Source organism: Candidatus Methanosphaera massiliense, assembly GCF_028890305.1.
In the GTDB taxonomy this organism is placed as follows: domain Archaea; phylum Methanobacteriota; class Methanobacteria; order Methanobacteriales; family Methanobacteriaceae; genus Methanosphaera; species Methanosphaera massiliense.
The window spans coordinates 215,308-239,651 of sequence record NZ_JARBXM010000001.1; the positions used below are offsets into that span (position 1 = coordinate 215,308).

26 protein-coding genes, 1 tRNA gene and 1 pseudogene are annotated in these 24,344 nt (G+C 29.7%); 25 read left to right on the plus strand and 3 right to left on the minus strand.

Going from position 1 to position 24,344, the window contains the following annotated elements; genetic code table 11:
• The first annotated feature begins 398 nt into the window (after window positions 1-398).
• Complete coding sequence (gene lonB / locus OTK55_RS01040; protein WP_407652432.1) at window positions 399-2,408, plus strand: ATP-dependent protease LonB; 2,010 nt, start codon at window positions 399-401, stop codon at window positions 2,406-2,408.
• 315 nt (window positions 2,409-2,723) lie between these two features.
• Window positions 2,724-4,442 (plus strand): DEAD/DEAH box helicase, encoded by a 1,719-nt coding sequence (locus OTK55_RS01045; protein WP_274870050.1) that lies wholly within the window; start codon window positions 2,724-2,726, stop codon window positions 4,440-4,442.
• Between the two features lie 50 nt (window positions 4,443-4,492).
• On the opposite strand, the gene OTK55_RS01050 is transcribed toward OTK55_RS01045, so the two are convergent.
• Entirely contained in the window at window positions 4,493-5,368 is an 876-nt protein-coding gene (locus tag OTK55_RS01050; RefSeq protein ID WP_274870052.1) for a ribose-phosphate diphosphokinase, read from the minus strand.
• A 465-nt stretch (window positions 5,369-5,833) separates the two neighbouring features.
• On the opposite strand from OTK55_RS01050, the gene hypA reads away from it, so the two are divergent.
• The 3 genes from hypA to OTK55_RS01065 all read left to right on the plus strand — a co-directional run bounded on the left by hypA (window position 5,834) and on the right by OTK55_RS01065 (window position 8,011).
• Window positions 5,834-6,217, plus strand: a complete 384-nt coding sequence (gene hypA, locus OTK55_RS01055; protein WP_274870054.1) for a hydrogenase maturation nickel metallochaperone HypA — start codon at window positions 5,834-5,836, stop codon at window positions 6,215-6,217.
• Window positions 6,210-6,878 carry a hydrogenase nickel incorporation protein HypB gene (gene hypB / locus OTK55_RS01060; protein ID WP_274870055.1) on the plus strand — a complete coding sequence of 223 codons (669 nt, stop codon included), beginning with the start codon at window positions 6,210-6,212 and terminating at the stop codon, window positions 6,876-6,878. Before hypA ends, hypB begins: the two co-directional genes overlap by 8 nt.
• Window positions 6,879-6,973: 95 nt before the next feature.
• Entirely contained in the window at window positions 6,974-8,011 is a 1,038-nt protein-coding gene (locus tag OTK55_RS01065) for a DUF354 domain-containing protein (RefSeq protein ID WP_274870056.1), read from the plus strand.
• Window positions 8,012-8,032: 21 nt separating this feature from the next.
• Here OTK55_RS01065 and OTK55_RS01070 read toward each other — a convergent pair.
• Window positions 8,033-8,106, minus strand: a tRNA-Ala gene (locus OTK55_RS01070).
• A 90-nt stretch (window positions 8,107-8,196) separates the two neighbouring features.
• Here OTK55_RS01070 and OTK55_RS01075 point away from each other — a divergent pair.
• The 8 genes from OTK55_RS01075 (at window position 8,197) to OTK55_RS01110 (ending at window position 14,948) form a co-directional block, all read left to right on the plus strand.
• Window positions 8,197-8,709, plus strand: coding sequence for a nitroreductase family protein (locus OTK55_RS01075; RefSeq protein ID WP_274870057.1), 513 nt, complete (start codon window positions 8,197-8,199; stop codon window positions 8,707-8,709).
• A 212-nt stretch (window positions 8,710-8,921) separates the two neighbouring features.
• On the plus strand, window positions 8,922-10,004 hold the full coding sequence (locus OTK55_RS01080) for a hypothetical protein (protein ID WP_274870058.1): 1,083 nt from the start codon (window positions 8,922-8,924) through the stop codon (window positions 10,002-10,004).
• A gap of 71 nt (window positions 10,005-10,075) precedes the next feature.
• The gene (locus tag OTK55_RS01085) at window positions 10,076-10,867 is read left to right on the plus strand and encodes a nitroreductase family protein (RefSeq protein ID WP_274870059.1); all 792 of its coding nucleotides are present in this window, start codon (window positions 10,076-10,078) and stop codon (window positions 10,865-10,867) included.
• Window positions 10,868-10,974: 107 nt separating this feature from the next.
• Window positions 10,975-11,949, plus strand: a complete 975-nt coding sequence (locus OTK55_RS01090) for a methionine synthase (RefSeq protein WP_274870061.1) — start codon at window positions 10,975-10,977, stop codon at window positions 11,947-11,949.
• A gap of 4 nt (window positions 11,950-11,953) precedes the next feature.
• Window positions 11,954-12,583, plus strand: coding sequence for a thymidylate synthase (locus tag OTK55_RS01095; RefSeq protein ID WP_274870062.1), 630 nt, complete (start codon window positions 11,954-11,956; stop codon window positions 12,581-12,583).
• Between the two features lie 129 nt (window positions 12,584-12,712).
• A complete protein-coding gene (gene mch, locus OTK55_RS01100; RefSeq protein WP_274870063.1) occupies window positions 12,713-13,696 on the plus strand; it encodes a methenyltetrahydromethanopterin cyclohydrolase in 984 nt (327 codons plus the stop codon).
• Between the two features lie 25 nt (window positions 13,697-13,721).
• On the plus strand, window positions 13,722-14,186 hold the full coding sequence (gene ribC, locus OTK55_RS01105; RefSeq protein ID WP_274870064.1) for a riboflavin synthase: 465 nt from the start codon (window positions 13,722-13,724) through the stop codon (window positions 14,184-14,186).
• Between the two features lie 417 nt (window positions 14,187-14,603).
• Window positions 14,604-14,948, plus strand: coding sequence for a hypothetical protein (locus OTK55_RS01110; RefSeq protein WP_274870066.1), 345 nt, complete (start codon window positions 14,604-14,606; stop codon window positions 14,946-14,948).
• Between the two features lie 40 nt (window positions 14,949-14,988).
• On the opposite strand, the gene OTK55_RS01115 is transcribed toward OTK55_RS01110, so the two are convergent.
• Window positions 14,989-15,306 (minus strand): transcription factor S, encoded by a 318-nt coding sequence (locus tag OTK55_RS01115; RefSeq protein ID WP_274870068.1) that lies wholly within the window; start codon window positions 15,304-15,306, stop codon window positions 14,989-14,991.
• Between the two features lie 360 nt (window positions 15,307-15,666).
• Here OTK55_RS01115 and OTK55_RS01120 point away from each other — a divergent pair, with 360 nt between their 5' ends.
• The 12 genes and pseudogenes from OTK55_RS01120 to OTK55_RS01175 all read left to right on the plus strand — a co-directional run bounded on the left by OTK55_RS01120 (window position 15,667) and on the right by OTK55_RS01175 (window position 24,274).
• Window positions 15,667-16,212 carry a 50S ribosomal protein L15e gene (locus tag OTK55_RS01120; protein ID WP_274870069.1) on the plus strand — a complete coding sequence of 182 codons (546 nt, stop codon included), beginning with the start codon at window positions 15,667-15,669 and terminating at the stop codon, window positions 16,210-16,212.
• Window positions 16,213-16,641 carry an RNA-binding domain-containing protein gene (locus tag OTK55_RS01125; protein ID WP_274870070.1) on the plus strand — a complete coding sequence of 143 codons (429 nt, stop codon included), beginning with the start codon at window positions 16,213-16,215 and terminating at the stop codon, window positions 16,639-16,641. It begins immediately after the preceding gene.
• Window positions 16,642-16,688: 47 nt separating this feature from the next.
• Complete coding sequence (gene rnp3 / locus OTK55_RS01130; protein WP_274870072.1) at window positions 16,689-17,384, plus strand: ribonuclease P protein component 3; 696 nt, start codon at window positions 16,689-16,691, stop codon at window positions 17,382-17,384.
• Window positions 17,385-17,410: 26 nt separating this feature from the next.
• Complete coding sequence (locus tag OTK55_RS01135) at window positions 17,411-17,776, plus strand: Rpp14/Pop5 family protein (RefSeq protein WP_274870074.1); 366 nt, start codon at window positions 17,411-17,413, stop codon at window positions 17,774-17,776.
• Between the two features lie 155 nt (window positions 17,777-17,931).
• Window positions 17,932-19,287, plus strand: a complete 1,356-nt coding sequence (gene purB / locus OTK55_RS01140) for an adenylosuccinate lyase (protein WP_274870075.1) — start codon at window positions 17,932-17,934, stop codon at window positions 19,285-19,287.
• A gap of 256 nt (window positions 19,288-19,543) precedes the next feature.
• A pseudogene (gene psmA / locus OTK55_RS01145) lies at window positions 19,544-20,296 on the plus strand (archaeal proteasome endopeptidase complex subunit alpha); the annotation flags it as partial.
• 369 nt (window positions 20,297-20,665) lie between these two features.
• Window positions 20,666-21,361 (plus strand): ribosome assembly factor SBDS, encoded by a 696-nt coding sequence (locus tag OTK55_RS01150; protein ID WP_274870078.1) that lies wholly within the window; start codon window positions 20,666-20,668, stop codon window positions 21,359-21,361.
• A gap of 25 nt (window positions 21,362-21,386) precedes the next feature.
• A complete protein-coding gene (locus tag OTK55_RS01155; protein ID WP_274870080.1) occupies window positions 21,387-22,052 on the plus strand; it encodes an exosome complex protein Rrp4 in 666 nt (221 codons plus the stop codon).
• A 13-nt stretch (window positions 22,053-22,065) separates the two neighbouring features.
• Window positions 22,066-22,791: an exosome complex exonuclease Rrp41 gene (gene rrp41 / locus OTK55_RS01160; protein WP_274870081.1), complete on the plus strand. Its 726-nt coding sequence runs from the start codon at window positions 22,066-22,068 to the stop codon at window positions 22,789-22,791.
• A complete protein-coding gene (gene rrp42, locus OTK55_RS01165) occupies window positions 22,763-23,566 on the plus strand; it encodes an exosome complex protein Rrp42 (protein WP_274870083.1) in 804 nt (267 codons plus the stop codon). The genes rrp41 and rrp42 overlap by 29 nt, the downstream gene beginning before the upstream one ends.
• A gap of 304 nt (window positions 23,567-23,870) precedes the next feature.
• A complete protein-coding gene (gene rpl37A, locus OTK55_RS01170) occupies window positions 23,871-24,140 on the plus strand; it encodes a 50S ribosomal protein L37Ae (protein WP_274870085.1) in 270 nt (89 codons plus the stop codon).
• Window positions 24,141-24,142: 2 nt separating this feature from the next.
• The gene (locus OTK55_RS01175) at window positions 24,143-24,274 is read left to right on the plus strand and encodes a DNA-directed RNA polymerase subunit P (protein WP_274870086.1); all 132 of its coding nucleotides are present in this window, start codon (window positions 24,143-24,145) and stop codon (window positions 24,272-24,274) included.
• Window positions 24,275-24,344 lie beyond the last annotated feature (70 nt).

Sequence of the window (24,344 nt, forward strand, 5' to 3'; positions counted from 1 at the left end):
ATTCCTCATTTATTTTTTGTTTAGTGATACTATTTTTGTAATGTTGTTTGATTTAATACTATGGTAAATTTTAAAATTTATTAATTATTCTGTAACTTTTTTTTGATAATGTTAAATTTTTTAGTGTCATTGTCTTTAAAAAAAAAGGTACATTTTAAATACCTTAGGTTACTTAAATATATATGAATAATTTAAATAATAGAACATAATATTATAGTATAGAAGAAAAAATAATTCTAACAAAAATAATATAAAAAAAAATCTAAAAAATCATATGAAAAAAATTAATTCCGAAGGAGGATTAATTATTGACGGATACAAATAATGACGAAATATACGAAGAGGAATCAAGCATTAATAATGATGATTTAAAACAAGATGCTATTACAGATAACAAAATAGAAACAGATACAGATACATCTAAAACAGAAGAAAATGCTGAAACAACAGAAGAATCAAGAAAAGAAGAAATCAAAGAATCAAACTACGATTTAAGTGACCACATAGTATCTGATATCGATCCCTCAAAATACAAAGATACAGAAGACATAGAAATCCCACCAAAATTAATAGATCAAATCATAGGACAAGAAGAAGCAGTAGAAACAATCAAAAAAGCAGCAAAACAGAGAAGAAATGTACTATTAATTGGTGAACCTGGTATAGGAAAATCAATGTTAGCAAAAGCAATGGCAGAACTATTACCACCAGAAGACTTACAAGATATACTAATATATCCTAACGTTGAAAATCCTAACAATCCACTAGTAGGAGTAATGCCTGCAGGTCAAGGAAAAAAAATAGTGGAAAATGCTAAAAAACAATTCAAAGGTCAGGAAGAAAGAAAAAATATCCTGACAATAGCAATCATAGCACTAATCATGGCTATAGGATTTGTAACAAATCAATTCCTAACAGCAATTATTGCAGTTGGTATAGTATTCTTTGCATTATATCAGATAAAACCAAAAAGTCAACAATTAGTACCAAAATTACTAGTTAACAATGAAAGCAAAAAAGTTGCACCATTCATTGATGCAACAGGAGCACATGCAGGAGCATTACTAGGTGATGTAAGACACGACCCATACCAATCTGGAGGACTAGGAACACCAGCTCACGAAAGAGTAGAAAGTGGAATGATACACAGAGCAAACAAAGGTGTATTATACATAGACGAAATTGGTACAATGAGTATGAAAACACAACAAGAACTACTAACAGCACTACAGGAACATAAATATCAAATCACCGGACAAAGTGATACCAGTAGTGGTGCAATGGTAAGAACAAATGCTGTTCCATGTGACTTTGTATTAGTAGCATCAGGTAACCTCGAAGTACTCGATGACATGCACATAGCATTAAGATCAAGAATAAGAGGATACGGTTATGAAATATTCATGAAAGACAGCATGAAAGATACACCAGAAAACCGTGAAAAACTCGTACAATTCGTAGCACAAGAAGTTAAAAATGATGGCAGAATACCCCATTTCTCAAAAGAAGCAGTAGCTGAAATAATCAAAGAAGCACAACGTAGAGCAGGTAAAAAAGATGCATTAACACTTAAACTAAGAGATCTTGGTGGTCTAGTAAGAGCAGCAGGTGACGTTGCAGTAGAACAAGGAGCAAATGAAGTAACAGTAGACCATGTATTCGAAGCTAAAAAACAATCCAGAACACTAGAACAACAAATAGCTGACAGATACATAACACAAAGAAAACAATACAGTGTATTCTCCAATCAGGGTGCAAAAATTGGTTGTATCAATGGTTTAGCAGTAATTGGAAACTCCAGTGGTATAGTATTACCTATAGCAGCAGAAGCAGCACCATCTCAAAGTAAAGAAGAAGGTAAAATTATTGCAGCAGGTAAACTTGGAGATATTGCAAAAGAAGCAGTGCAAAACGTTGGAGCTATCATTAAGAAAAGTATTGGTAAAGACATATCCAACTATGATATACACATACAATTTGTACAATCCTATGATGGAGTTGAAGGAGACAGTGCAAGTGTATCCATGGCTACAGCAATCATATCAGCAATAGAAAACATACCAATTGACCAAACATTAGCATTAACTGGTTCATTAAGTGTTCGTGGAACCGTACTTCCTATTGGTGGAGTAACCTACAAAATTGAAGCTGCTGCTGAATCTGGAATGAAAAAAGTTCTTATACCAGCATCTAATGTTGATGATGTATTAATTGATAAAAAATACATGGAACAAATTGAAATTATCCCTGTAAAAACATTGACAGATGTTCTAGAAGAAGCACTTGTAGGACCTAGAAAAGATGAATTTATCAAACAACTAAAAGAGAACCGTCTTGACAAAATCAAAGATATGATTCCAAACACAAATGATATTATAAGTTCTAAACCATCAAAATCCAATAACTAGAAGTTTATACTTCTATTCTATTTTTATTTTTTTATTAATGTATTAATCCTATTTTTAGATAACACTAAATAGTAATAATTAAAGATTTATGATTAGAGGAAAATTATTCTTTTTTCAATTAAAGTAAGATTAGCATTAAGAGGATTATTTATATCAAAAGTATTAATAAATAAGGAAATATATTAAAATTAACTGATTTATGACAATGAAAAATAATACGCCAGTATTATTTAGTTTAAATATCACTTCTAATAATGATGAAAAAAGAATGATAAAACGGAAAATTATTATTTAATATAAGGAGAGAACCCAATTATGGATAAATTAAAATTCAAAGATTTAAATATATCTCCAGAGATACAGAAAGCTGTTAAAGACATGGGATTTGAAGAAGCATCACCTATACAATCATTAGCGATACCTAAAATATTAGATCATAAAGATGTTACAGGTCAAGCACAAACAGGTACTGGTAAAACAGCTGCATTTGGAATACCATTATTAGAGAATATTGAAAGTGAAAATAACAATTTACAGGCAATAATACTTTGTCCTACAAGAGAGTTAGCAATACAAGTTGCTGAGGAATTAAAGAAATTATCTAAATATCTGCCATCAATAAATGTATTACCTATTTATGGTGGACAGCCTATTGACAGACAGATAAAAGCATTAAGAAAAGGTGTTCAGATTATTATTGGTACTCCTGGAAGAGTAATGGATCATATTGACAGGGGTACTCTTGACTTAAGTACAATTAAAACTGTTATTCTTGATGAAGCAGATGAAATGTTAGACATGGGATTTAGAGAAGATATAGAATATATTTTAGAAGATATTCCATATGAAAGGCAGTTCCTGTTATTTTCTGCTACACTTCCAGAGGAAATCCTTCAACTAGCAAAGAGATATCAGAATAATCCTGAAATAGTTAAAGTTACACAGCATGAACTAACAACTCCTGATGTTGAACAGAAATACTTTGAAGTTAAAGAGGATATGAAACTAGAATTATTATCCAGATTACTCGATTTATATGACTTTGACTTAGCATTAGTATTCTGTAATACTAAAAGAAAGGTTGATAAACTTGTAAGTCACCTTCAAATAAGAGGTTATCTAGCTGATGGATTACATGGTGATTTAACTCAAAATCAGCGTGACCGTGTAATGGACAAGTTTAAGAAGGGAAATATTGAAATTCTTGTTGCTACTGATGTAGCTGCACGTGGAATTGATGTTAATGGTGTTGAAGCAGTATTTAACTATGATATTCCTACAGATAATGAGTATTATGTTCATCGTATAGGTCGTACTGGACGTGCTGGTAAAACAGGTAAGGCTTATAGTTTTGTATCTGGACGTGAAATATATCAATTAAGAGATATTCAGAGATATGCTAAAACTAAGATTGAACAAGCACCAATACCATCACTTACAGATGTAGCTGAAGTTAAGAAAGATAATTTCATTGATGACTTAAAAAAGAGAATTAACACAGAGGACATATCTAAAGAGGTTCATATCATTGAAAGACTTGTAGAGGAGGATTATAATTCAATTGATATTGCAGCCACACTACTTAAAGGTATAATGGATGAGAATAAATACAAGGAAGAGGAATTTGGTGATACTGGTGCTCATGAAGGTTTTGTAAGATTCTTTATGAGTGTTGGTAGAAAACAAGATATTACTGTGAATGTTATTATTAATTCTATTCATGAGAAAACCGGACTCAATAATCGTCAAATAGGTAATATTGATATCTTTGATAATTTCTCATTTGTTGAAATTCCTGTTGAAAATTCATCTGATTTCTATAGATTCATGGGTGACACTCATATTGAAAATAAACGAGTTCACATTGAACCAGCAAGACCTAGAGAAAAATCTAAGAAAAGAAACTCTGATAAGAAACGTTTTAACAGGCATAATAAAAAAAGTAACAAATTTAATCCTCATCATAAAAACAATCGTAGGAATAACCATGATAAGGAAAGAAGTTCTCCTAAAAACTATAAAGATAAAGATTAATACTATTTAATCTATTATCTAATTACTATTTTTTTAAAAAAAAAGAAATGTTATAATGATTTTAAATGATTAGCTATTGTTTTAGCCACGCTTATATGTGCAACTTCACTTTTTAGTGTATTTGTTCCTGTTACAGAATTTGCTCCAGCTGCATTTATTTTTAGTATTGCATCGTTAACTAGTACTGGATGTACACAAACAACATCTACTGCTTTTGCACCTTGTCTTTTTAATATATCTATTGCATTTACAATAGTTCCCCCAGTACTTATTATATCATCTACAATTATAACACTACGGTTATCTACTGTGATACTTTTAGTTTTTGTTTTTACTTTTTCTGGTGATAATCTAACTTTTTCTAAATAATCATAATCCGTATTTAGTATTCTTGCTATTTCCTTTGCAAAGTTTTCTGCGCCCTTATCTGGTGCTAGTATTACTGGTTTTTTATCTGAATAATTTTCTCTGATATATGCTGCTATTGCAGGCATTGCTGATAGATTATCTACTGGTATATCATATAAATCACATATGCTTTGTTCGTGTAGGTTTATAGAGATTACCCGTTTTACGCCCATTGTCTGTATTAATTTTGCAATTGCTTTAGCTGAGATACATTCTACTTCTTTGAATCTGCGTTCTTGTCTGCTGTATCCTAGGTATGGTGATACTAGTGTTATATCTGTTACATTCATATCTCCAAGAATATCGAGTATGAAAAATAGTTCCATCATGTTTTCATCTTGAGGATATCCAGTTGATTGAATTACTATCACTGGTTCGTCTTCTGGTATTTCATCTTTTATTCTAAAGTATCTTTCTCCATCAGGAAATTTTCTTGTTTCAACAGAACATAGTTTATCATCCAGTTCTCTTGCTACTTCTGCAGCTAGAGCTTGAGATGCTGATCCTCCAATAATCACTTAATATTACTCTCCTTAAAAATCTAATATAATAAGTACTATTCATAATTGTATTTAATTCTAGAATTATTTATTTTCCTAGAAAAAAATGCGTTATCATAATCTAATTAATACTTATGAATTTCATTTATAAAATAGTATCTTATTTTTATTAGTCTGTTAAGTGATGACTGATAGTTCGGATAAACAAAAAGTTTATATTAATTACCAATATATTAGTATATGTTGATATATTGATTTTAATAATTGACAAAAAATCGACAACAAGGAGTAAGTATACTTTTATTATTTTATTATTACAGATAATTGAGAAACCATCATGAAAAAATAAAGTAATTTTATAATATTATACTTACAAATATAAATAGTGATAAATAAATTCAATTTTAAAAAAATAATTATATAAAAAATATTTAAGTAATACTGATTTAAGTAATACTAAAAGATAATCGGAGTTAGCATATAATGCATGAATTATCTATGGCAAATAGTATGGTAGAAGCAATACTCGATACTGCAAAGAAAAATGATGCAATCAGTGTAACAGAAGCAGTACTGGAAGTTGGAGAACTAACCATGCTAAACCCAGAACAACTAAGATTCATGATGGATGTACTAATAAAAGATACCATCATGGAAGATGCAGACATAATCATTAACATGATTCCTATTGAAATAGAATGTGAAAAATGTGGTTTCAAGGGTATAAGTGAAACAGATGAAAATATGGATCATTTAATGGCTGTAGCTACATGTCCAAAATGTGACAGTACAAGAGTACATGTTATCCAAGGACAAGAATGTAATATTAAAACAATAAAAATAGAAAGAGAAGATGAAAATGCATAACGTAGCAAGCATAGAAGTAGAACAAGATATTATTCAAGCAAATGACCAAATAGCATTTGATAACAGAAAAAAATTTGATGAAAAAGGAGTATTTACCGTAGACCTTGTAGGAGCAGTAGGTTCAGGTAAAACAGCATTAATCGAAAAATTAATCGATGAAATGGATGATGACATCGGAGTAATTGCTGGAGACATTCTAAGTAAATTTGATGCAAAAAGAATTGAAGCAAAAAAAGTACCAGTAAAAGGATTAAACACTGGAAAAGAATGTCACCTAGACGCACATCTAGTCGAACACTCACTAGAAGACGTACCACTCGATGATATTTCCGTATTATTCATCGAAAATGTAGGAAACCTCATCTGTCCAGCAGACTTCAAAATAGGTGCACACGTAAGAACAGTTATTATCAGTGTAACCGAAGGAGATGACACAGCAGAGAAACATCCAATGATTTTCAAAAATGCTGATATGGCTATAGTTAATAAAATAGACATAGCTGATGCAGTTGGAGCAGATGCTGATAAAATGGTTAACGATATAAAAACAATCAATCCAGACATCCCAGTAATTAAATGTAGTATAAAAACTGGTGAAGGTATTGATGAAGTTATAAAAACCTACAAAGACTTCCAAAGCAAAAGACTCAATGCAAACTAAATTAAACTATTTAAAACATTCAAATAAGTAAATAAATTAAATTTACTTATTCTACTTTTTTTATAATAACAAAAACTTTATGAGGAGCAACAACAATGAAAATATGGATTGATATTGTGAACACGCCCCACGTACGATTTTTTAATGGAATTATTAAAAAATTAAAAGCAGATGGGCATGACGTTCTAATAACTGCAAGAGATTACTCTAATATACATGATTTATTAGATATTTTTGGATTAGAATATACTTCTATCGGTAATCATGGTGTTACACTCGAAGAAAAGTTATTATCAAGTACAAAACGTGCATATGAACTATCAAAATTCATATCAAAACAGGACATTGATGTTGCTATCACTAAACATTCAATTGAATTACCTAGAGTCGCTTTTGGACTAGGTATACCCAACATATTTATTCTTGATAATGAGCATGCTGTAGCAGCAAATAAATTAACATTACCACTGACAAACAAACTAATTATACCCGAAATATTTGATGTATGGAATACTATTAAATTTGGAATGGATCCCAACAATATTGTCCGATATAATGGTACCTGTGAAGTTACACACCTAGAGGACTTCAAATATAATGAGAATATACTTGAAGATTTAGGAATAAAACTTACTAAAGAACATGTTATATTAATGAGACCTGAACCCTCATTAGCATCATATTTAGATACAGATTGTACAAAGTCCGTGCTAACACCTATCATTAATGAGTTAAAAGATATTGCAGATATACTTGTAATCCCACGGTTTAAAGCACAGAGTGATATATTTAAGAACATACCTAATGTTCAAGTTATAAAAACACCTGTTGATACTTTTAGTCTAATGAAGAGAGTAGATCTTGTTATTGGTGCTGGTGGTACAATGAATAGAGAAGCAGCTCTTTTAGGAACCCCTGTTATATCATGTTATCCTGGAAAACAATTATCAGTAGATACATATTATATTGAAAAAGGTCTGATGAAAAGATCAACAGATTTAAATGAAATTATCGCATTATCTAAGGAGTTATTAGAAAATAAACATGTGGATAGACACGTTGAAACTGATAATCTTATAGATCTAATTGTTAATGAAATATATAAAACATACTCTGAAAACAAGAATAATTAATTTAATACATTATTATTAAAATGGACTAGTCGGGAGTTGAACCCGAGGCCTTCGCCATGCCGAGGCGACGCTCTACCAAGCTGAGCTACTAGCCCTAGAATAAGATAGTTATATTATTATTTTTCATAATATATATTTCTTATCATAATTTAATAATTAATGATAAAAGTAAGAAGTGATATGAAATGGCAGACTTAGAAGAAATTATTAAAACACGTAGAAGTATACGAAAATATGCTGATAAAGAAGTAGAAGACGAAAAGATTGAAAAAATATTAAAAGCTGGAATGCAGGCACCAGGCAGCAGATTAGGTGCAGAACCATGGGAATTTATTGTTGTTAAAAACAGAGAAACCATTGATAAATTAGGTGAAATCAAACCACGTGCTAAAGATGCACAGGCAGTGATTGTATTAGTAGCAAATATTGATTTATCATTCTATAAAGATGCATGGCAACAGGATATGAGTGCAGCTGCAGAAAACATGTTACTTGAAGCATGTAATCTTGGATTAGGTGGTCTCTGGAATGGAGTTGCTCCATGGCAGGATATTATGAATCCTATAGCAGAAATATTTGATTTACCTGAAAATGTAAGACCATTCTGCTTAATTACTTTAGGTTATCCTGGTGAAGGACAGGAAAATAAATTTATGGATAAATTCCATGAAGAAAGAATTCATTATGAAAAATACTAATAATAAATAAATATTCTTTTTATTATTCTCTTTATTTAATATCCGATTTTATCATACTGTTTTTTGAAAATTATTAATGATGTTTTCTTGACTTATTTTAACATAATTATTAATAAAATAAAATATTAATATAATTATAGTAATTAATTGAATTATACATTCAACAAACAATTAAATTCAGATAGGAATTTATTTGGAGGATAGATGATTATATGGCATTAATAGCTACTAATCACCTAATGTTAATTTTAGAAGTTGCTATTCTTATACATATAGGAGTTCTTTTAATATTAAACTTCTTACCATTAAGTTTCAGCTTAATATTTCTATTATCTTTAATATTAGGTGTAGGAATAACTCTATTATTCGGTGTGGATGCTATTTGTCTTCTACTACCAATGTTGAGTCATCATGAATTTACCCACCCATATGGTCCTATAGCTATACTGGTTGTGGTAACGTCGTGGGCGATTCTTCCAATGTTGCGAGATCAAAATATTAAAACATCTAATATTAGATTATTAATTATTTTAATAACTGCTGGTATTACTATATTTGGAGCAATAGTTCACAGAGACTTCTTACTCATGTGGGTTCTTGGATTAGTTATCGGATTTTTCATTCTTAGTAAAACATTTAGAAGGGAAAATTCCATATTAAGTGCTCGAAGAATTCTGTTGATTATTGTGGCATTGTTTGTAGTTTTCGGAGCTATGGAAGGATTATCTCAATTATTACATATGGAAATTATAAGTCCATTAGCAAGAATTGATCGTATGAATACAAATCAATTTGCTAGTCTTCAATTAGTTATTGATAACACAAATGTACTTGGACATAATGCAAATGCAACCTACTGGGGAAATGCAAGTACAGGAAATAGTGATGGATATATATCATTACCATTAACCTTTATCACATACTTCGGTTTACCATTCCCGTTATTCTACGGTATCCTTGTAACTAGAAAAGATGTTATAGATTACTTCTTACCTGGAATATTTGGTGTAGGATTTGATTTTGGTTATCTAGCATTAGCATTAATCATTATTTGGATTTTAATTGTAATAATTGTAGGACTTAAAGTATTAGATAAATATAGAGTTCAACGAGAACGTGGAAATAAAAAATATTTAGGAAGAGAAGCATTACTGATAGGATCACTATCAGCATTTATTGCTCAAACCGTTTTAGGATTCTTTGTTATCACAAGAACAATCAATGGATCGGCACTGGTAACATATCTCTTCTTAAGTGCAATGGTTATGGCACATATTGTGACAACCAAAAGATAATAACCCCCATTCCATATTTTTTTTACTTTTTTTATGATGAAAAGAATAATATTTAATAAGGAGTTAATTTTATGAAACTAAATATTAATACTGATAAATGTATAGGCTGTGGATTATGTGAATCAGTTTGTATAAGGGACAATATTGAAGTTAATCCAACAGTAAAAGAAATAGGTGGAGATTGTTTTAATTGTGGACACTGTATGGCTATTTGTCCAACCGGTGCAATATCCTTAAAAATATATGAAGATCAAGAGGACCGTGTTGAAAAATATGATGCAACAAAAATACCTATATCTTCAGAAGATTACTTACAGTTTCTTAAACAACGTAGGAGTATACGATGGTTCACTAATAAAAAAATAGATAAAGAAACATTCAACACACTCTTTGAAGCTGCATATTATAGTCCTAGTGGAATGAATAAACAAGACGTTGAATTTGTTGTACTTGATGAAAAATTAGATGAGTTCATGCAATTAGTATATGATATAATTAAAGTAGAAGAAAATGAATTTTATCGGATAAAACAACTAGGAGAATATCTAAAAGATAATACATCACATAAATATCATCCACTTCTATGGACAGGACATCAATTAATATTAGCATTTTCAACTGATATTACAAGTGCTGTAATAGCATCTACAAGAGTCGAATTAATGGCATATACTATGGGATTAGGTGGATTTTATTCTTTATTCATACTTAAAGCTGACCAGATAGATCATGATAGACTCATGGAATTCTTCCCAGAAATCGATAAAAATAAACATATGAACTCAACATTTGTTATTGGTTATCCTAAAAAGAAATTCAAAAGAACAATACCACATAAGAAAATAAAAATAACATATGCCTAACCCCCTTTTCTCTTTTTTATCACTCATTTTTTGATTACTTAAGTACTATTAATTACAATTTACAAATATTAAATATAATATAAAATTAACAACCAGGACTCGATAATATGAATATCATTACAACAGTGGTTGGTAGTTATCCAACTAATACATTCCAAGCTGAAAGCATTAATGATAAAATCACACAATCTCTTGGACTATATGACCCTTACAAACAAGCTATAATAGACTCTGTAAAATCATTGGCTAAATCTAACATAGATGTTATATGTGATGGTCAGGTAAGAGGAGATATGGTGAAAATATTTGCTAGTAAAATAAATGGATTTAAAATAGAGGATAATACTGTTTATATTAATGGAAAAATTACGCCAGCAGCTCATCCTATCTCAGTAAAAGACCTACAGCTAGCATACAAAACAGCAAAATCTATAAACCCCTCATACCAATTACATGCTTCACTAGATGCAATCTTTGAACATGAAGAAAAGGGTATAAAAGGAGTATTAACTGGCCCTACAACATTAATTCATTCATCAATGATTTCTAAATTTTACACTGAGAAAGAATATGCTATATATGACATGGCCAAGGCATTATGTGTTGAAGCACAAGCTTTAGAAAAAGCAGGAGCATGTGCAATACAAATAGATGAACCATTTATATCAACAGGTGCAGAAGATATCAACATTTCAAAAAAAGCTGTTGAAATAATTAGTGAATCTGTTGATATTCCAGTCATGTTACATGTATGTGGTGACTTAAAAGATGTTTTAAAAGAATTATTAACATTTAAGGTAGATGGACTTGACTTTGAATTCTCAGGAATGCCACAAAACATCGACATTCTCAGAAAAACTTGGCATAATTCCAAAAAACTAATAGGAATAGGCTGTGTAAACACCAAATTAGACGAAATAGACGATGAAGATAAAGTCCAAAATACAGTGAAACAAGTAGTGGACATCATTAAAGAAGATAACATTATAATAGATCCTGATTGTGGTATGCGTATGCTACCAAAAGACATAGCGGAAGGAAAATTAAAACTATTAGATAATATTAAAGAAAGGGGTGTGTAGATTAATGGCAAAATTTATTAGAACAAATTCAATAGCAAAAGCATGGCTTACATGTGTAAAAAAGATAATGCAAGAAGGACATGAAGTTACAGATGAACGTGGAAGCTTAACAAGAGAACTACAAAACATAGTAATAGAAATTACAGACCCTGATGATAATACTATTCCAGAATGCTCACCATGGCATGATGATAGATTAGAAACTTATAAAAAAGAATTATTAGACCCTAATAATGACCAAGGATTTGTATACACCTATGGAAATAGGTTAAGACAATATTTTGGTATTGACCAACTAGACACATGTATTGAAAAACTAAACAACTGCCGTGAATCTCGCCGTGCAATAGCAATAACCATAGACCCTATACAAGATAATAAAGTAGATGAAATACCATGTTTACAGGAAATAGCATTCCTAATTAGAAATGATGAATTATATATGACTGACTTCTTCAGAAGTAATGATTGTGGAGGAGCTACATTTCCTAATCTCTTCGGAATAAGAGAAGTAGGATACTATGTAGCAGAAAACACCAATACTAAATTAGTTAACATGGTACATCATGCAATGAGTCTTCATATCTATGAACATGATTGGGATAAATGCAGAGAGATATTAAAAAAGTACTAAAAATAAAAAAGATTCTTATAAATTAAAAATATATTAAAAATAAGTAATAAAACTACTATGTAAAGAATAATAGACAATAATAAAGTATTATGGATATTATTTAACTAATGTTTAATGGAGAAATAAAATATGAGTGAAAGTATGAACATATCAGCAAAAAAAATTGCAGATAAAATGGTTCAAGATTCTGAAAAATTAAAACTAATACCCTCAACATTATCTAATGGAACTGTTGTAATTGATTGTGGTGTTAATGCAAAAGGTAGTATTAAAGGTGGAGAATTATTTACAAAAGTTTGTCTCGGTGGAATATGTGATGTAGGTATATCTATTCCAGGAGACCTTAGTGACATAATGGCAATGCCTGCTGTAAAAGTAAAAACTGATTTTCCAGCATTAACAACATTAGGTTCACAAAAAGCTGGATGGAAAATAGATGTGGATGGTTACTATGCAATAGGTTCCGGTCCAGGACAAGCACACAAATTTAAAGATGCTAAAATATATGAAATAACAAATTACAAAGAAGAATCTGACATAGCTGTAATAACTTTAGAAGCAGATAAATTACCTGACGAAAAAGTAGCACAGTACATTGCAGATGAATGTGGAGTAAAAACAGAAAATTTAACAATTCTTGTAGCACCAACATCATCTCTAGTAGGTTCAATACAAATATCTGGTAGAACTTTAGAAACTGGATTATTTAAAATGCAGGAAATGATGAACTTTGATGTTACAAAAGTTACATATGCTGCAGGTATCACACCTATTACCCCAGTAGATCCAGATAGTCTTAAAGCAATGGGTAAAACTAATGATGCAATAATATTTGGTGGTCGAGCATACTTCTATATTGAACCTGATGAAGGAGAAGACCTTGAAGAATTAGCAGCTAACCTTCCATCATCAGCATCAGATAAATATGGTCAAAGTTTCCTAGAATTATTTAAAGAAGCAGGTAAAGATTTCTATAAAATGCCTAAAGACATCTTTGCTCCAGCACAAATCATTGTCAATGATATGGTAACAGGTAAAATGTATCATACAGGTTACATTGACCTAGACAGACTTAAAAAATCATTTGAAGTAAAAGAAATTATTAATAAATAAATAAGTTAGGGAGTGTTGTTAATTAATGACAAAAAGAATAGGAATATGTAGCACTACATTTGCTAGATTTGATATGGCAAGTGCTGCAGTACAAAGAATTAAAGAACAGGTTGCTGGAGTTAAATTCATAGAACGATATGTTCCAGGAGTTAAAGATTTACCAGTTACTGCAAAAAAACTCATCGAAGAAGATGAGTGTGATATTGTCATGGCATTTGGTATGCCTGGTGGTGAAAAAATAGATAAATTATGTGCACATGAAGCTAGTACTGGTTTAATACAGGCACAATTAATGACCAATACTCATATTCTTGAAGTATTTGTGCATGAAGATGAAGGAAAGGATGAAAAAGATCTTAAACAATTAGCATATAACCGTGCAACCCAGCATGCAGATAACCTTGTTAAAATGTTATTTAAACCTGAAGCTATGAAGAGAGAAGCAGGTACAGGAATTCGCGAAGGTCGAGAAAATAAAGGACCATTATAATCTATTAATTAACAACATTACTCTCATATACATTCTTTTTTAAATTTTTTTTTCAATTATAATTATTTTAATTTATATGAAAGAAACCAATAGACTTCTTTTTATAAACATTATCCAGTTACATGTTAATTTTATAACTAATTTTTTTCAGATATTTTTTTAGTGAATTAACCTGTGAAAAATAGAATAATTTAATAATTAACAATTTGAAATTAGTATTCTATTTGGAAAATATTTTGAAATAAAAAATATATAATTTTAATAAAATTACTAGTACAAAGTTTACATAATTCTTTTATAAGTAAATTATATAAAATAGTAATAAAATTAATTATTATTATAAATTGTATAGTAAATGTAATGACTAACTACCAAAAAATATAGTATATAGTAATTATAAATAAAAAATACGGTATTATGATAAGTGATGAATCTGGGCTAAGATTACGACTTTCAACAATTGACTGTAACACATCAACTAAATACTACCAACTAACTAGAAAAATTAATGACCGTCAAAAAGAAAAAATAAAACAATTCTTCAAATACTATACACCAGATAAATTTGATGATTTAAGTAAAGTTGCCGGTAAGACTAGAGGTTGGATGTGTAAAAGTGAGGATTTGGAAGAAATCGAAAAAATTTTAGCTATTACAGAAACACATGAAAAACAAAATAAAATAATGGAATCAATGAAAAGAAAAACTAGTGATAAAATACCAAACCTTTATGATAACTTGGAATTAAGTTTTTCAAAATAATATTGAACATTACAATAATCTTTTTTTATAATCTTTTTTTTTAATTAGACCTTCTCCATGTATTTCCACATTTAGTACAACGATAAAATCTCGTCTCTGCTTCATCTGAGTGATGCATCTGAACCATCCACCATTCTAATTCCCGATTACCACAACGATAACATAACCCTTTTGTGGTAGGTAATGTATTAACTTTATCTCCTGTTACTACAATATCTTGTTTGTCAGACACGTCTTGTTCTATAACATAGTCTTTTTTCTCGTCTTTAGTTAGTTTTTTTTCATAACCACATTCATAACAGTGAAGTATACCATGTTTTGGAAGTAAAACTTTTCCACAATTTGGACAAAATTCCATTTTTATATCGCTACCTATACTTTTCTGTATAATATATATTTACAAACTATTATATAATACTAAAAAGAAATATTGTATAGTATAAAGATTATATAATAATGTGCTATTAGTATAGTCTAATTTTAATACATTTTATTATATGAAAATTAGGGATTAATATTCCAAATTTAATGAATATAATAACTTAAACTAATTTATATTAGTTTTTTTATATTTTAGGAGAATATTAATAAGAAAACAGTGATAATACTGTTTCAATGGATAATTGTTTTACTATTATTCTTATATACTCCTTCAATATACAAAACATAAAAACTTAAATTGGATGTGGCTTAACAGCTGAACAATGAGGTAGATATAATGTATAAGTATATGAAAGAAGCATGGAAAAACCCAAAAGACTCATACGTTAACGAACTTATGAGAGAAAGATTACCAAAATGGAGAAGACAACCTGTTATTATAAGAATTGACAAACCTACAAGAATCGACAAAGCACGACAATTAGGTTACAAAGCAAAAACAGGTTACGTTATTGCAAGAATTAGAGTAAGAAGAGGATCAAGAAGAAAATCACGATTCAAAAACGGTAGAGATCCTAAAAGAATGGGTGTTAACAAAATCTCAGGAGAAAAATCCATTCAAAGAATGGCTGAGGAACGTGTTGCACGTAAATACCCTAACTTAGAAGTACTTAACTCCTATTGGGTTTGGGAAGATGGTAAAGCAAAATACTATGAAGTAATCCTTGTAGACCCTCAATGCCCAACAATCCAACATGATAACAAAATCAATTGGATTTGCAGTAAAAAACACACAAACCGTGCTTTCAGAGGTTTAACTGGCGCAGGTAAAAGAGGAAGAGGATTATACAAAAAAGGTAAAGGTGCTGAAAAGGTTAGATAAATGATCCATAATATAACTTATAGAACATTTGTTTATGGAACCGAGGATGAAGAAAAGGTAATTGATGCTATTAGTTACCTTTTTTCTAATCCTTTACCTGAAAAAACTATTACTGAAGATCATTTCGGTAATGATATTGTTATTTTATCAGATAAGATAACTAAAAAAAGATTAAACAGAGACTTCATAGAATTTCTTAATGAAAATTTATCATCAGATGATAAAGAAATTATTAAAAATGAATTAAGTCGTCGTATGGATGAAAAAGGAAACTTATTCCTACGCTTTGATAAACAAGAGGCTTTAGATGAAAATCTTAAGTTGACTTACTCAGGCGATGCCATACATGTTAGAATAAAAATTGCTAGTTATCCCGTAAGTAAAGATAATGCAATTGAAGTTGCTCATAAAATCTTTAACTTCTTATAACTTCAATATTTTTCTATTTGAAATAACTATTTTCCAAGGTAACTTATATGACTATTTTTTATGATTTTAATATTGCACCAAATATGGAAATAATTAAGACATTAGAAGATTTTAAATTTAGTGGTGCATGTATATTTTATGATTCTAAAGATTATAACAAGAAAACCGTTGATAAATTTAATGAATTGAATAAATCTACAAATATTAAATTGTATCATGGAATATGTATTAATGAGAATAATCCTCAACTTATTCACAAGACTGTTCAACGTTTTTATAGAAAGGTAGATCTTATCATGGCAAATGGTGGAGATACTAAGATTAATCGTTCTATATGTGAAATGCCTCAGATTGATATTATTAATCATCCATACAATAATAAGAGAAATAGTGGAATAAATCATATTCTTGCTAAAATGCTTGTTAAGAATAATATTACTGTTAATATTAATTTATCAGATATTCTTCATAATCATGGATATTATAAGTCAAGAATATTAAATCAAATTAATCAATTACTATTATTACAGAGAAAGTATAATTTCAGAGTTATTCTTAGTAGTGGTAGTAGGTCATTTTATGATGTACGTTCACCAAAAGCTATGTTAATATTAAGTCAACTTATGGACATGGATACTGATTATAGTATAAAAACTATTTCTGATAATCCTATGAAAATAATTGAAAATATAGGCATACATAAAGATAGTATTATTGAAGGCGTTCAAATAATTAAAGATTAAAGTAAGTATTGTAGGTTTTTGTTATCATGATGAAATTAAAAATATTACCACCAACATTAAGAGAAAAAAAGAGATACATAGCATTCAATTTATATAGCGAATGTAAAATAAAAAAAGATGAAATAATCACATTCCTATGGAATAACCTAATAAATACATATGGTGAAATTGAATCAAGTAAAATCAACCTATGGCTAATTAATATTAAACAAATCAAAAATCCTAAAAGATTCCAATATAAATGTATCATAAAATGTAGAAGAGGCTATGAAAAAGAAATGATACTGGTCCTAAATACAATAACAAGATACAAACATAGCCGTGTTGTAATCCATACACTAGGTACTTCAGGAACAATTAAAACATTAGATAATAAATATGACCTCCTCTAAAATAATTAATTCTTTTTTTAAAAAATATTTCAAGACCACTAATATAAAAATAATAAAAATCATAAATAAAGTATAGAAGACTATTCTAGAAAATTATGAATATCTACAATAGGGATATTTAAATAAATTTAATAAAAAGATAATAACTGATTATTATGGCAATACATCCAATAGAATTCCGATATGGTACACCTGAAATGAAAGCTATATGGGAACAGGAATCAAAATTACAAAATATGTTGAAAGTAGAAGCAGCACTAGCAAAGGCAGAAGCAGAAATAGATTTAATACCTAAAGATGCTGCAGAAGAAATTAATAAAAAAGCTACAACAGAATATGTTAAGCAAAAAAGAGTAGATGAAATAGAACAAGCTACGCACCATGACATCGCAGCTTTAATGAAAGCATTAGAAGAAGTATGTGATAATGGTGCAGGAGAATATGTTCACTATGGTGCTACAAGTAATGACATTATTGATTCATCACAATCACTACAATTAAAAGATTCAATAGAAATTATAAGAGAAAAAGTAGTTAAACTCATAAAACTTCTAATAGATCTTGCAGAAGAACACAAAAATACCGTTACAATCGGACGTACCCACGGTCAACATGCACTACCAACAACATATGGTATGAAATTTGCAATATACATAGATGAACTTACACGTCAATTAGACAGATTAGATTTAACAAAAGAACACTTATGCGTAGGAATGATGACAGGAGCAGTAGGAACAACAGCAGCTCTTGGAGAAGTAGGTTACGATATACACATGAGAGTATCTGAAATATTAGGATTAAACCCAGTACACATATCCAACCAAGTTGTTCAAAGAGATAATCATGCAGAATATGTAATGACATTAGCAAACATATGTAGTACATTAGAAAAAATGGCATTAGAAGTACGTAATCTACAAAGAACAGAAATTATGGAAGTTGGAGAAAAATTCGACCCTAAAAAACAAGTAGGTAGTAGTACCATGCCACACAAAAGAAATCCTATTACTGGTGAAAGAATCTGTGGTATTTCAAGAGTTGTAAGATCATACGTAAATGCAGCTCTACAAAACAACCCATTATGGCATGAAAGAGACTTAACAAACTCCTCCTGTGAACGTATTATACTTCCAGAATCAGCAATATTAACAGATTACATATTAAATCTTTCAATAAAACTATTCGGAAAATTAGAATTCCACGAAGATAATATTGAACGTAACCTAAACCTAAGTAATGGTCTTATTATGGCTGAAAGATTTATGTCTAAATTAACACAAAAAGGTATGGGTAGACAAAGTGCATACAGTCTTGTAAGATCCTGTGCAATGGAAGCATATGCTGAAGATAAAGGATTACGTGAAATACTATCAAGTCAAGAAGAGATACTTAAATATTTAACACAAGAAGAAATTGATGAGACAATGGATCCTCACACATATCTTGGAAGTAGTAGTAAATTTGTAGACAATGTTATTACAAATGCTAAAAACATTATAAACGAATAAGATTTTAAGTTAATCTTATTATTTTCTTTTCTTTTAAAAATAAAGAGTTCATAACTATTTTAAATTATTTTAACCACCAAAAAACTATATTTTAAAACTATATTTATATAAGATTATGTGAAAAATATATTAATAACAAATAGTAATAATAAGTAATTGTAAATATAGATATGTAAATACAATAAAAAAAATACATAAAAAACATTAAAATAATAATAACATTTTTTCAAAATAAAACAAAAGTGAGGTAGAAAATATGCAACAATTTTCAGGAGCAGGCTATGATAGAGCATTAACAGTATTCAGCCCAGATGGACGTTTATTCCAGATTGAGTACGCAAGAGAAGCAGTAAAAAGAGGAACAACATCAATTGGTATAGTATCTAAAGATGGTGTAGTACTTGCAGTAGATAAAAAAATAAAAAGTAAATTAGTAGTACCATCATCCATAGAAAAAATATTCAAAATAGATGACCATATTGCTACCGCATCAAGTGGACTTGTAGCAGATGCAAGAAGATTAATTGACATTGCAAGAAATCAAGCACAAGTAAACAAATTACAATACCACGAACCAATAACAGTCACAGGATTAGCAAAATACCTCGGTGACCTTGAACAGATGTACACCCAAAGTGGTGGAGTAAGACCTTTCGGTATCTCCTTAATTATCGGTGGAGTATCTGACGACGAATGCAGAATCTATGAAACAGACCCAAGTGGAGCATTAGTAGAATATAAAGCTACAGCTATAGGACTTGGACGTGACAAAGCATTAGAATTATTTGAAGACAAATACGAAGATGATATTTCATTAGAAGATGCAATTGACTTAGCAATTGAAGGAATATACGTAGCAACAGATGGAAAAATAGCTGATGACAGCGTAGAAATTTCAGTAATTGATAAAAGTACAGCTCAATACAGAAAATTAGAGAGCGACGATATCGATACATATGTTCAAAAAGTACTTGATCGTAAAGAACAAGAAAAAATAGAAGCTGAAGAAAAAGCTAAAAAAGAAGCAGAGGAAAAAGAAGCTAAAAAAGCTGAAGCTAAAGCTAAAAAAGAAGCTGAAAGAAAAGCAAAAGAAGAAGCTAAAAAAGCCGAAGAAGAATCTGCTGATGAGAATGAAGATGAAGAATAACTTCATCCTTCTCATACTAACCCATTTTATTAACCACCCCATAACATGTCTAATTTTTAATAAAATCTAACTTATCTCTTGTAATCAATAATTATTTGCTAAATTTATTATAATAATAACAAAGATATTAATATATAGTTGTTGAAAAAATAGAATACAAATTTAAATAAAGATTAAAATCCGAATTTATTTTAACATCTTACAATAAAAAAAATAAGACAAGGTGAAACTATGGTTAATGTAGACGATGCAGTAATTGCACGTTTAGAAAGTTATGGAGAACGCTTTGAAATATTAGTCGATCCAGAACTTGCAGCAGATTATAAACGCGGAGAAGACATAGATTTAGAAGAAATATTAGCAGTAGAAGACATATATAAAGATGCACATAAAGCAGATAAAGCATCTGAAGAAGCAATGAAGAAAGCATTTGAAAGTACTGATCCACTAGTTGTAGCTGATAAAATTATCCATAAAGGAACAATTCAGATAACAGCAAACCAAAGACGTAAAATGCAAGAAGAAAAAACAAAACAAGTAATCAATCAAATAGCCAGAGAAGCAATAAATCCACAGACCAAACTTCCACATCCACCAAAACGTATAGCTAAAGCAATGGAAGAAGCAAAAGTACATATTGATCCAATGAAAACAGTAGAAGAACAAATACAACCAACAGTAAAAGCTATTTTAACAAAGATACCTATAAGAATAGAAAAAGTACAGGTAGCTGTTAAAATACCAGGAACATATGCTGGTAAAAGTTATTCAACTATCACACAATATGGTAAATTAATGAAAGAAGAATGGGAAAGTGATGGTAGTTGGATTGGTATAGTAGAAATACCTGGTGGATTACAAGATGAATTCTATACTGCACTAAGTGGTTTAACTCATGGAGAAGTTGAAACAAAACTACTCAAATAAACATTCTTAAAATGAAGAGTATACTATGTTATTTGTAGAAAACAAAGAAGTAGTACTTCCAGGAAGTTTATTAACAGATAATGATAGTTATAAACTAGGCAGAGGTACTTTCAAAGAAAAAGGTAAAATTTACTCAGATATTACGGGTCTTGTTTACATTAATAGTGATACTATTAGTGTTATACCCTTCAAATATACCTACAAACCACAATATGGTGATTTAATAATTGGTCGTGTAACTAGCTCATCCTACTCATCATGGTCTATAAATATTAACAGTACATATCATGGATATTTATCAACATCTGAGTTGTATGATAAAAATGAACAGAATATTAATAATATTATAAATGTTAATGATATGCTATTATTAAGGGTAGCAAATGTTGATGAAATAAACAGAGTAAAATTAACATTAAGAGCTCGTGGACTAGGTAAATTTAATCAGGGAATAATTGTTAGAGTAAAACAACCCACAGTACATTTTCTAAGTGAAGAAAATGCATTCATTACAACTATGATACAAGAATATACATATACTGATATGATTGTAGCAAAAAATGGATTAATTTGGATAAATGGTTTGAAAGAAAATGTTGAAATGATTTTAAAAATAATAGAAAAGATTGAAGAACAACCATTTAAACATAATCTTATTAAAAACGTGCAAAATATGATTATAAATCCATAAATAGAGGGATAAAGTGACAAGTCAATATATAAGAAAAGATGGACGATCATATAATGCTTTTAGAAATATAAAGATGGAAACTGGCGTACTTAATAATACTGATGGTTCTGCATACATTGAATGTGGTCATAATAAAATACTAGTAGGAGTATATGGACCTAGAGAATTACATTCTAAAAAACATTCAAAACCTGATGGTGCAGTTCTAAGATGTAGATATAATATGGCTCCATTCTCAGTTAAAGAAAGAAAAAGACCTGGACCTGATCGTAGGTCTACTGAAATATCAAAATTAATATCAGAGGCAATTACACCAAGCATATTCCTCGAAAAATATCCGAGAGCATCTATAGATATTTCAATAGAAGTTTTGGAAGCAGAGGGTGGTACTAGATGTCTTGGAATAATTGGTGCAAGTTTAGCATTAGCTGATGCTGAGATACCAATGAAAGATCTTATTAGTTCATGTGCAGTTGGTAAAGTTGATGGTCATATTGTATTAGATTTATCTGAAGATGAAGACCAGAATGGAGAGGCAGATATGCCTGTTGCAATTATGCCAAGAACTGGTGAGATTACATTCCTACAAATGGATGGCCATTTAACTAGTGAGGAATTTGAAGAAGCATTACAATTAGCTTATGATGGTTGTTACTTCATTAATAAGTTACAACAACAAACATTATATAACAAATATGGTGGTGACACTAATGGTAAATATAATCTCGGAGATTTCTAAGGAGAAAATATTTGATTTGTTAAATAAAGGTAAAAGAGTAGATCATAGATCTTTTACAGAGTATAGGGATATTCATATTAAAACAAATTATATTGGAAAATCTGAAGGATCTGCAAAGGTTTCTATTGGTAAAACTACTGTGGTTGCCGGTGTTAAAGCTCAAATTACCACTCCCTTTAATAACACACCAGACCAGGGAATTCTTATAACTAACACAGAATTACTTCCTATTGCTAATCGTAATTTTGAGTATGGTCCTCCTAACAAGTTTGCTGTAGAAATATCACGTGTTGTAGATAGAACTATTCGTGAATCACCACTTGTTGATTTAAAAAAGTTATGCATCGTTGAAGGTAGTAAAGTATGGAAATTACACATTGATATTTACATTGTTGACTTTGATGGTAATATTATGGATGCTGCATGTCTTGGTGCTGTAGCTGCATTATTAACAACAAAGATACCTACAGCAACTAGTGTCAACGGTGAAATTACTCTTGATGAAGATAATCTTACAACACTACCTATAAGTAATAAGAGTATTTTATGTACTGTTGTTAAGATTAATAATCAGTTAATTGTTGATGCTACATATGCTGAGGAAAATCTGATGGATGCTGGTATTTCCATTGGTTTTAGAGAAGATGGAAGTATCTGTGCAATACAGAAAAGTGGTTTAAATATCTTAACCGTAGATGAAGTCCTTAGGTCTAAAAAGATTGCTGAGATTAGGTCACGGGAATTATTTTCTGTAATCAATAAGATAAAATCATAAACTTTATATTAGATAAGTTTTAAAAATATTATATAGTTATATTATAAGGATAATAGATTTTAGGTGTCTATTACTTTAATTCCGAAATAATATTATTTTTAAAGCTAATTATTAGAAGTACAGTTAATTCGCTGTCGCTTTTAGTTAAAGAATGAAAAGATTATGAGAAAAATTAAAATAACATTTTATAGGTTTTTGTTATTTAATTAAAGCTCAAATAAGTTGTTATCATCGGTAAATATTTAGAGTATTAAGAAAGATGATATAATATTTTTTTAATATTGACTTAACGGAAGGTGAAAAAATGGTTAAAAAAAGTAAAGTAGGATCTACTGGTCGTTTTGGTGCTAGATATGGTAGAAAAGCAAAAAGAACCGTAAAAGATGTCGAAGACAAAATGCACAAAAAACATATTTGTCCTAGATGTGACAGACCAGGTGTAAAAAGAACTCATGCTGGTATCTGGAAATGTAGTAAATGTGGAAATGTATTTACTGGTGGAGCATACGTTCCTACAACACCAATGGGAAGAGTTGCAAAACGTAACATAAAACGTATCGTTGGAGGAGAATAAGCATGTACAAATGCATTAAATGTGGACAAACAGTTGATATTAAAAAATATTCAGAAGCTAAATGTCCTAAATGCAGATACAGAATTTTATTTAAAGAAGTTCCTGTAGTAAAACGTACAATTAAAGCTAGATAAATAACTATTTTTTTAATAAAGGAAGATGAATCATCCTCCTTTTATCAATTTTTAAATAACATGAAAAATA

Coding starts and splice junctions, on each gene's coding strand:
- OTK55_RS01045 (WP_274870050.1), top strand. CDS start 2,724: ATGGATAAATTAAAATTCAAAGATTTAAATATATCTCCAGAGATACAG.
- hypA (WP_274870054.1), top strand. CDS start 5,834: ATGCATGAATTATCTATGGCAAATAGTATGGTAGAAGCAATACTCGAT.
- hypB (WP_274870055.1), top strand. CDS start 6,210: ATGCATAACGTAGCAAGCATAGAAGTAGAACAAGATATTATTCAAGCA.
- OTK55_RS01065 (WP_274870056.1), top strand. CDS start 6,974: ATGAAAATATGGATTGATATTGTGAACACGCCCCACGTACGATTTTTT.
- OTK55_RS01075 (WP_274870057.1), top strand. CDS start 8,197: ATGGCAGACTTAGAAGAAATTATTAAAACACGTAGAAGTATACGAAAA.
- OTK55_RS01080 (WP_274870058.1), top strand. CDS start 8,922: ATGGCATTAATAGCTACTAATCACCTAATGTTAATTTTAGAAGTTGCT.
- OTK55_RS01085 (WP_274870059.1), top strand. CDS start 10,076: ATGAAACTAAATATTAATACTGATAAATGTATAGGCTGTGGATTATGT.
- OTK55_RS01090 (WP_274870061.1), top strand. CDS start 10,975: ATGAATATCATTACAACAGTGGTTGGTAGTTATCCAACTAATACATTC.
- OTK55_RS01095 (WP_274870062.1), top strand. CDS start 11,954: ATGGCAAAATTTATTAGAACAAATTCAATAGCAAAAGCATGGCTTACA.
- mch (WP_274870063.1), top strand. CDS start 12,713: ATGAGTGAAAGTATGAACATATCAGCAAAAAAAATTGCAGATAAAATG.
- ribC (WP_274870064.1), top strand. CDS start 13,722: ATGACAAAAAGAATAGGAATATGTAGCACTACATTTGCTAGATTTGAT.
- OTK55_RS01110 (WP_274870066.1), top strand. CDS start 14,604: ATGATAAGTGATGAATCTGGGCTAAGATTACGACTTTCAACAATTGAC.
- OTK55_RS01115 (WP_274870068.1), bottom strand. CDS start 15,306: ATGGAATTTTGTCCAAATTGTGGAAAAGTTTTACTTCCAAAACATGGT.
- OTK55_RS01120 (WP_274870069.1), top strand. CDS start 15,667: ATGTATAAGTATATGAAAGAAGCATGGAAAAACCCAAAAGACTCATAC.
- OTK55_RS01125 (WP_274870070.1), top strand. CDS start 16,213: ATGATCCATAATATAACTTATAGAACATTTGTTTATGGAACCGAGGAT.
- rnp3 (WP_274870072.1), top strand. CDS start 16,689: ATGACTATTTTTTATGATTTTAATATTGCACCAAATATGGAAATAATT.
- OTK55_RS01135 (WP_274870074.1), top strand. CDS start 17,411: ATGATGAAATTAAAAATATTACCACCAACATTAAGAGAAAAAAAGAGA.
- purB (WP_274870075.1), top strand. CDS start 17,932: ATGGCAATACATCCAATAGAATTCCGATATGGTACACCTGAAATGAAA.
- OTK55_RS01150 (WP_274870078.1), top strand. CDS start 20,666: ATGGTTAATGTAGACGATGCAGTAATTGCACGTTTAGAAAGTTATGGA.
- OTK55_RS01155 (WP_274870080.1), top strand. CDS start 21,387: ATGTTATTTGTAGAAAACAAAGAAGTAGTACTTCCAGGAAGTTTATTA.
- rrp42 (WP_274870083.1), top strand. CDS start 22,763: ATGGTAAATATAATCTCGGAGATTTCTAAGGAGAAAATATTTGATTTG.
- rpl37A (WP_274870085.1), top strand. CDS start 23,871: ATGGTTAAAAAAAGTAAAGTAGGATCTACTGGTCGTTTTGGTGCTAGA.
- OTK55_RS01175 (WP_274870086.1), top strand. CDS start 24,143: ATGTACAAATGCATTAAATGTGGACAAACAGTTGATATTAAAAAATAT.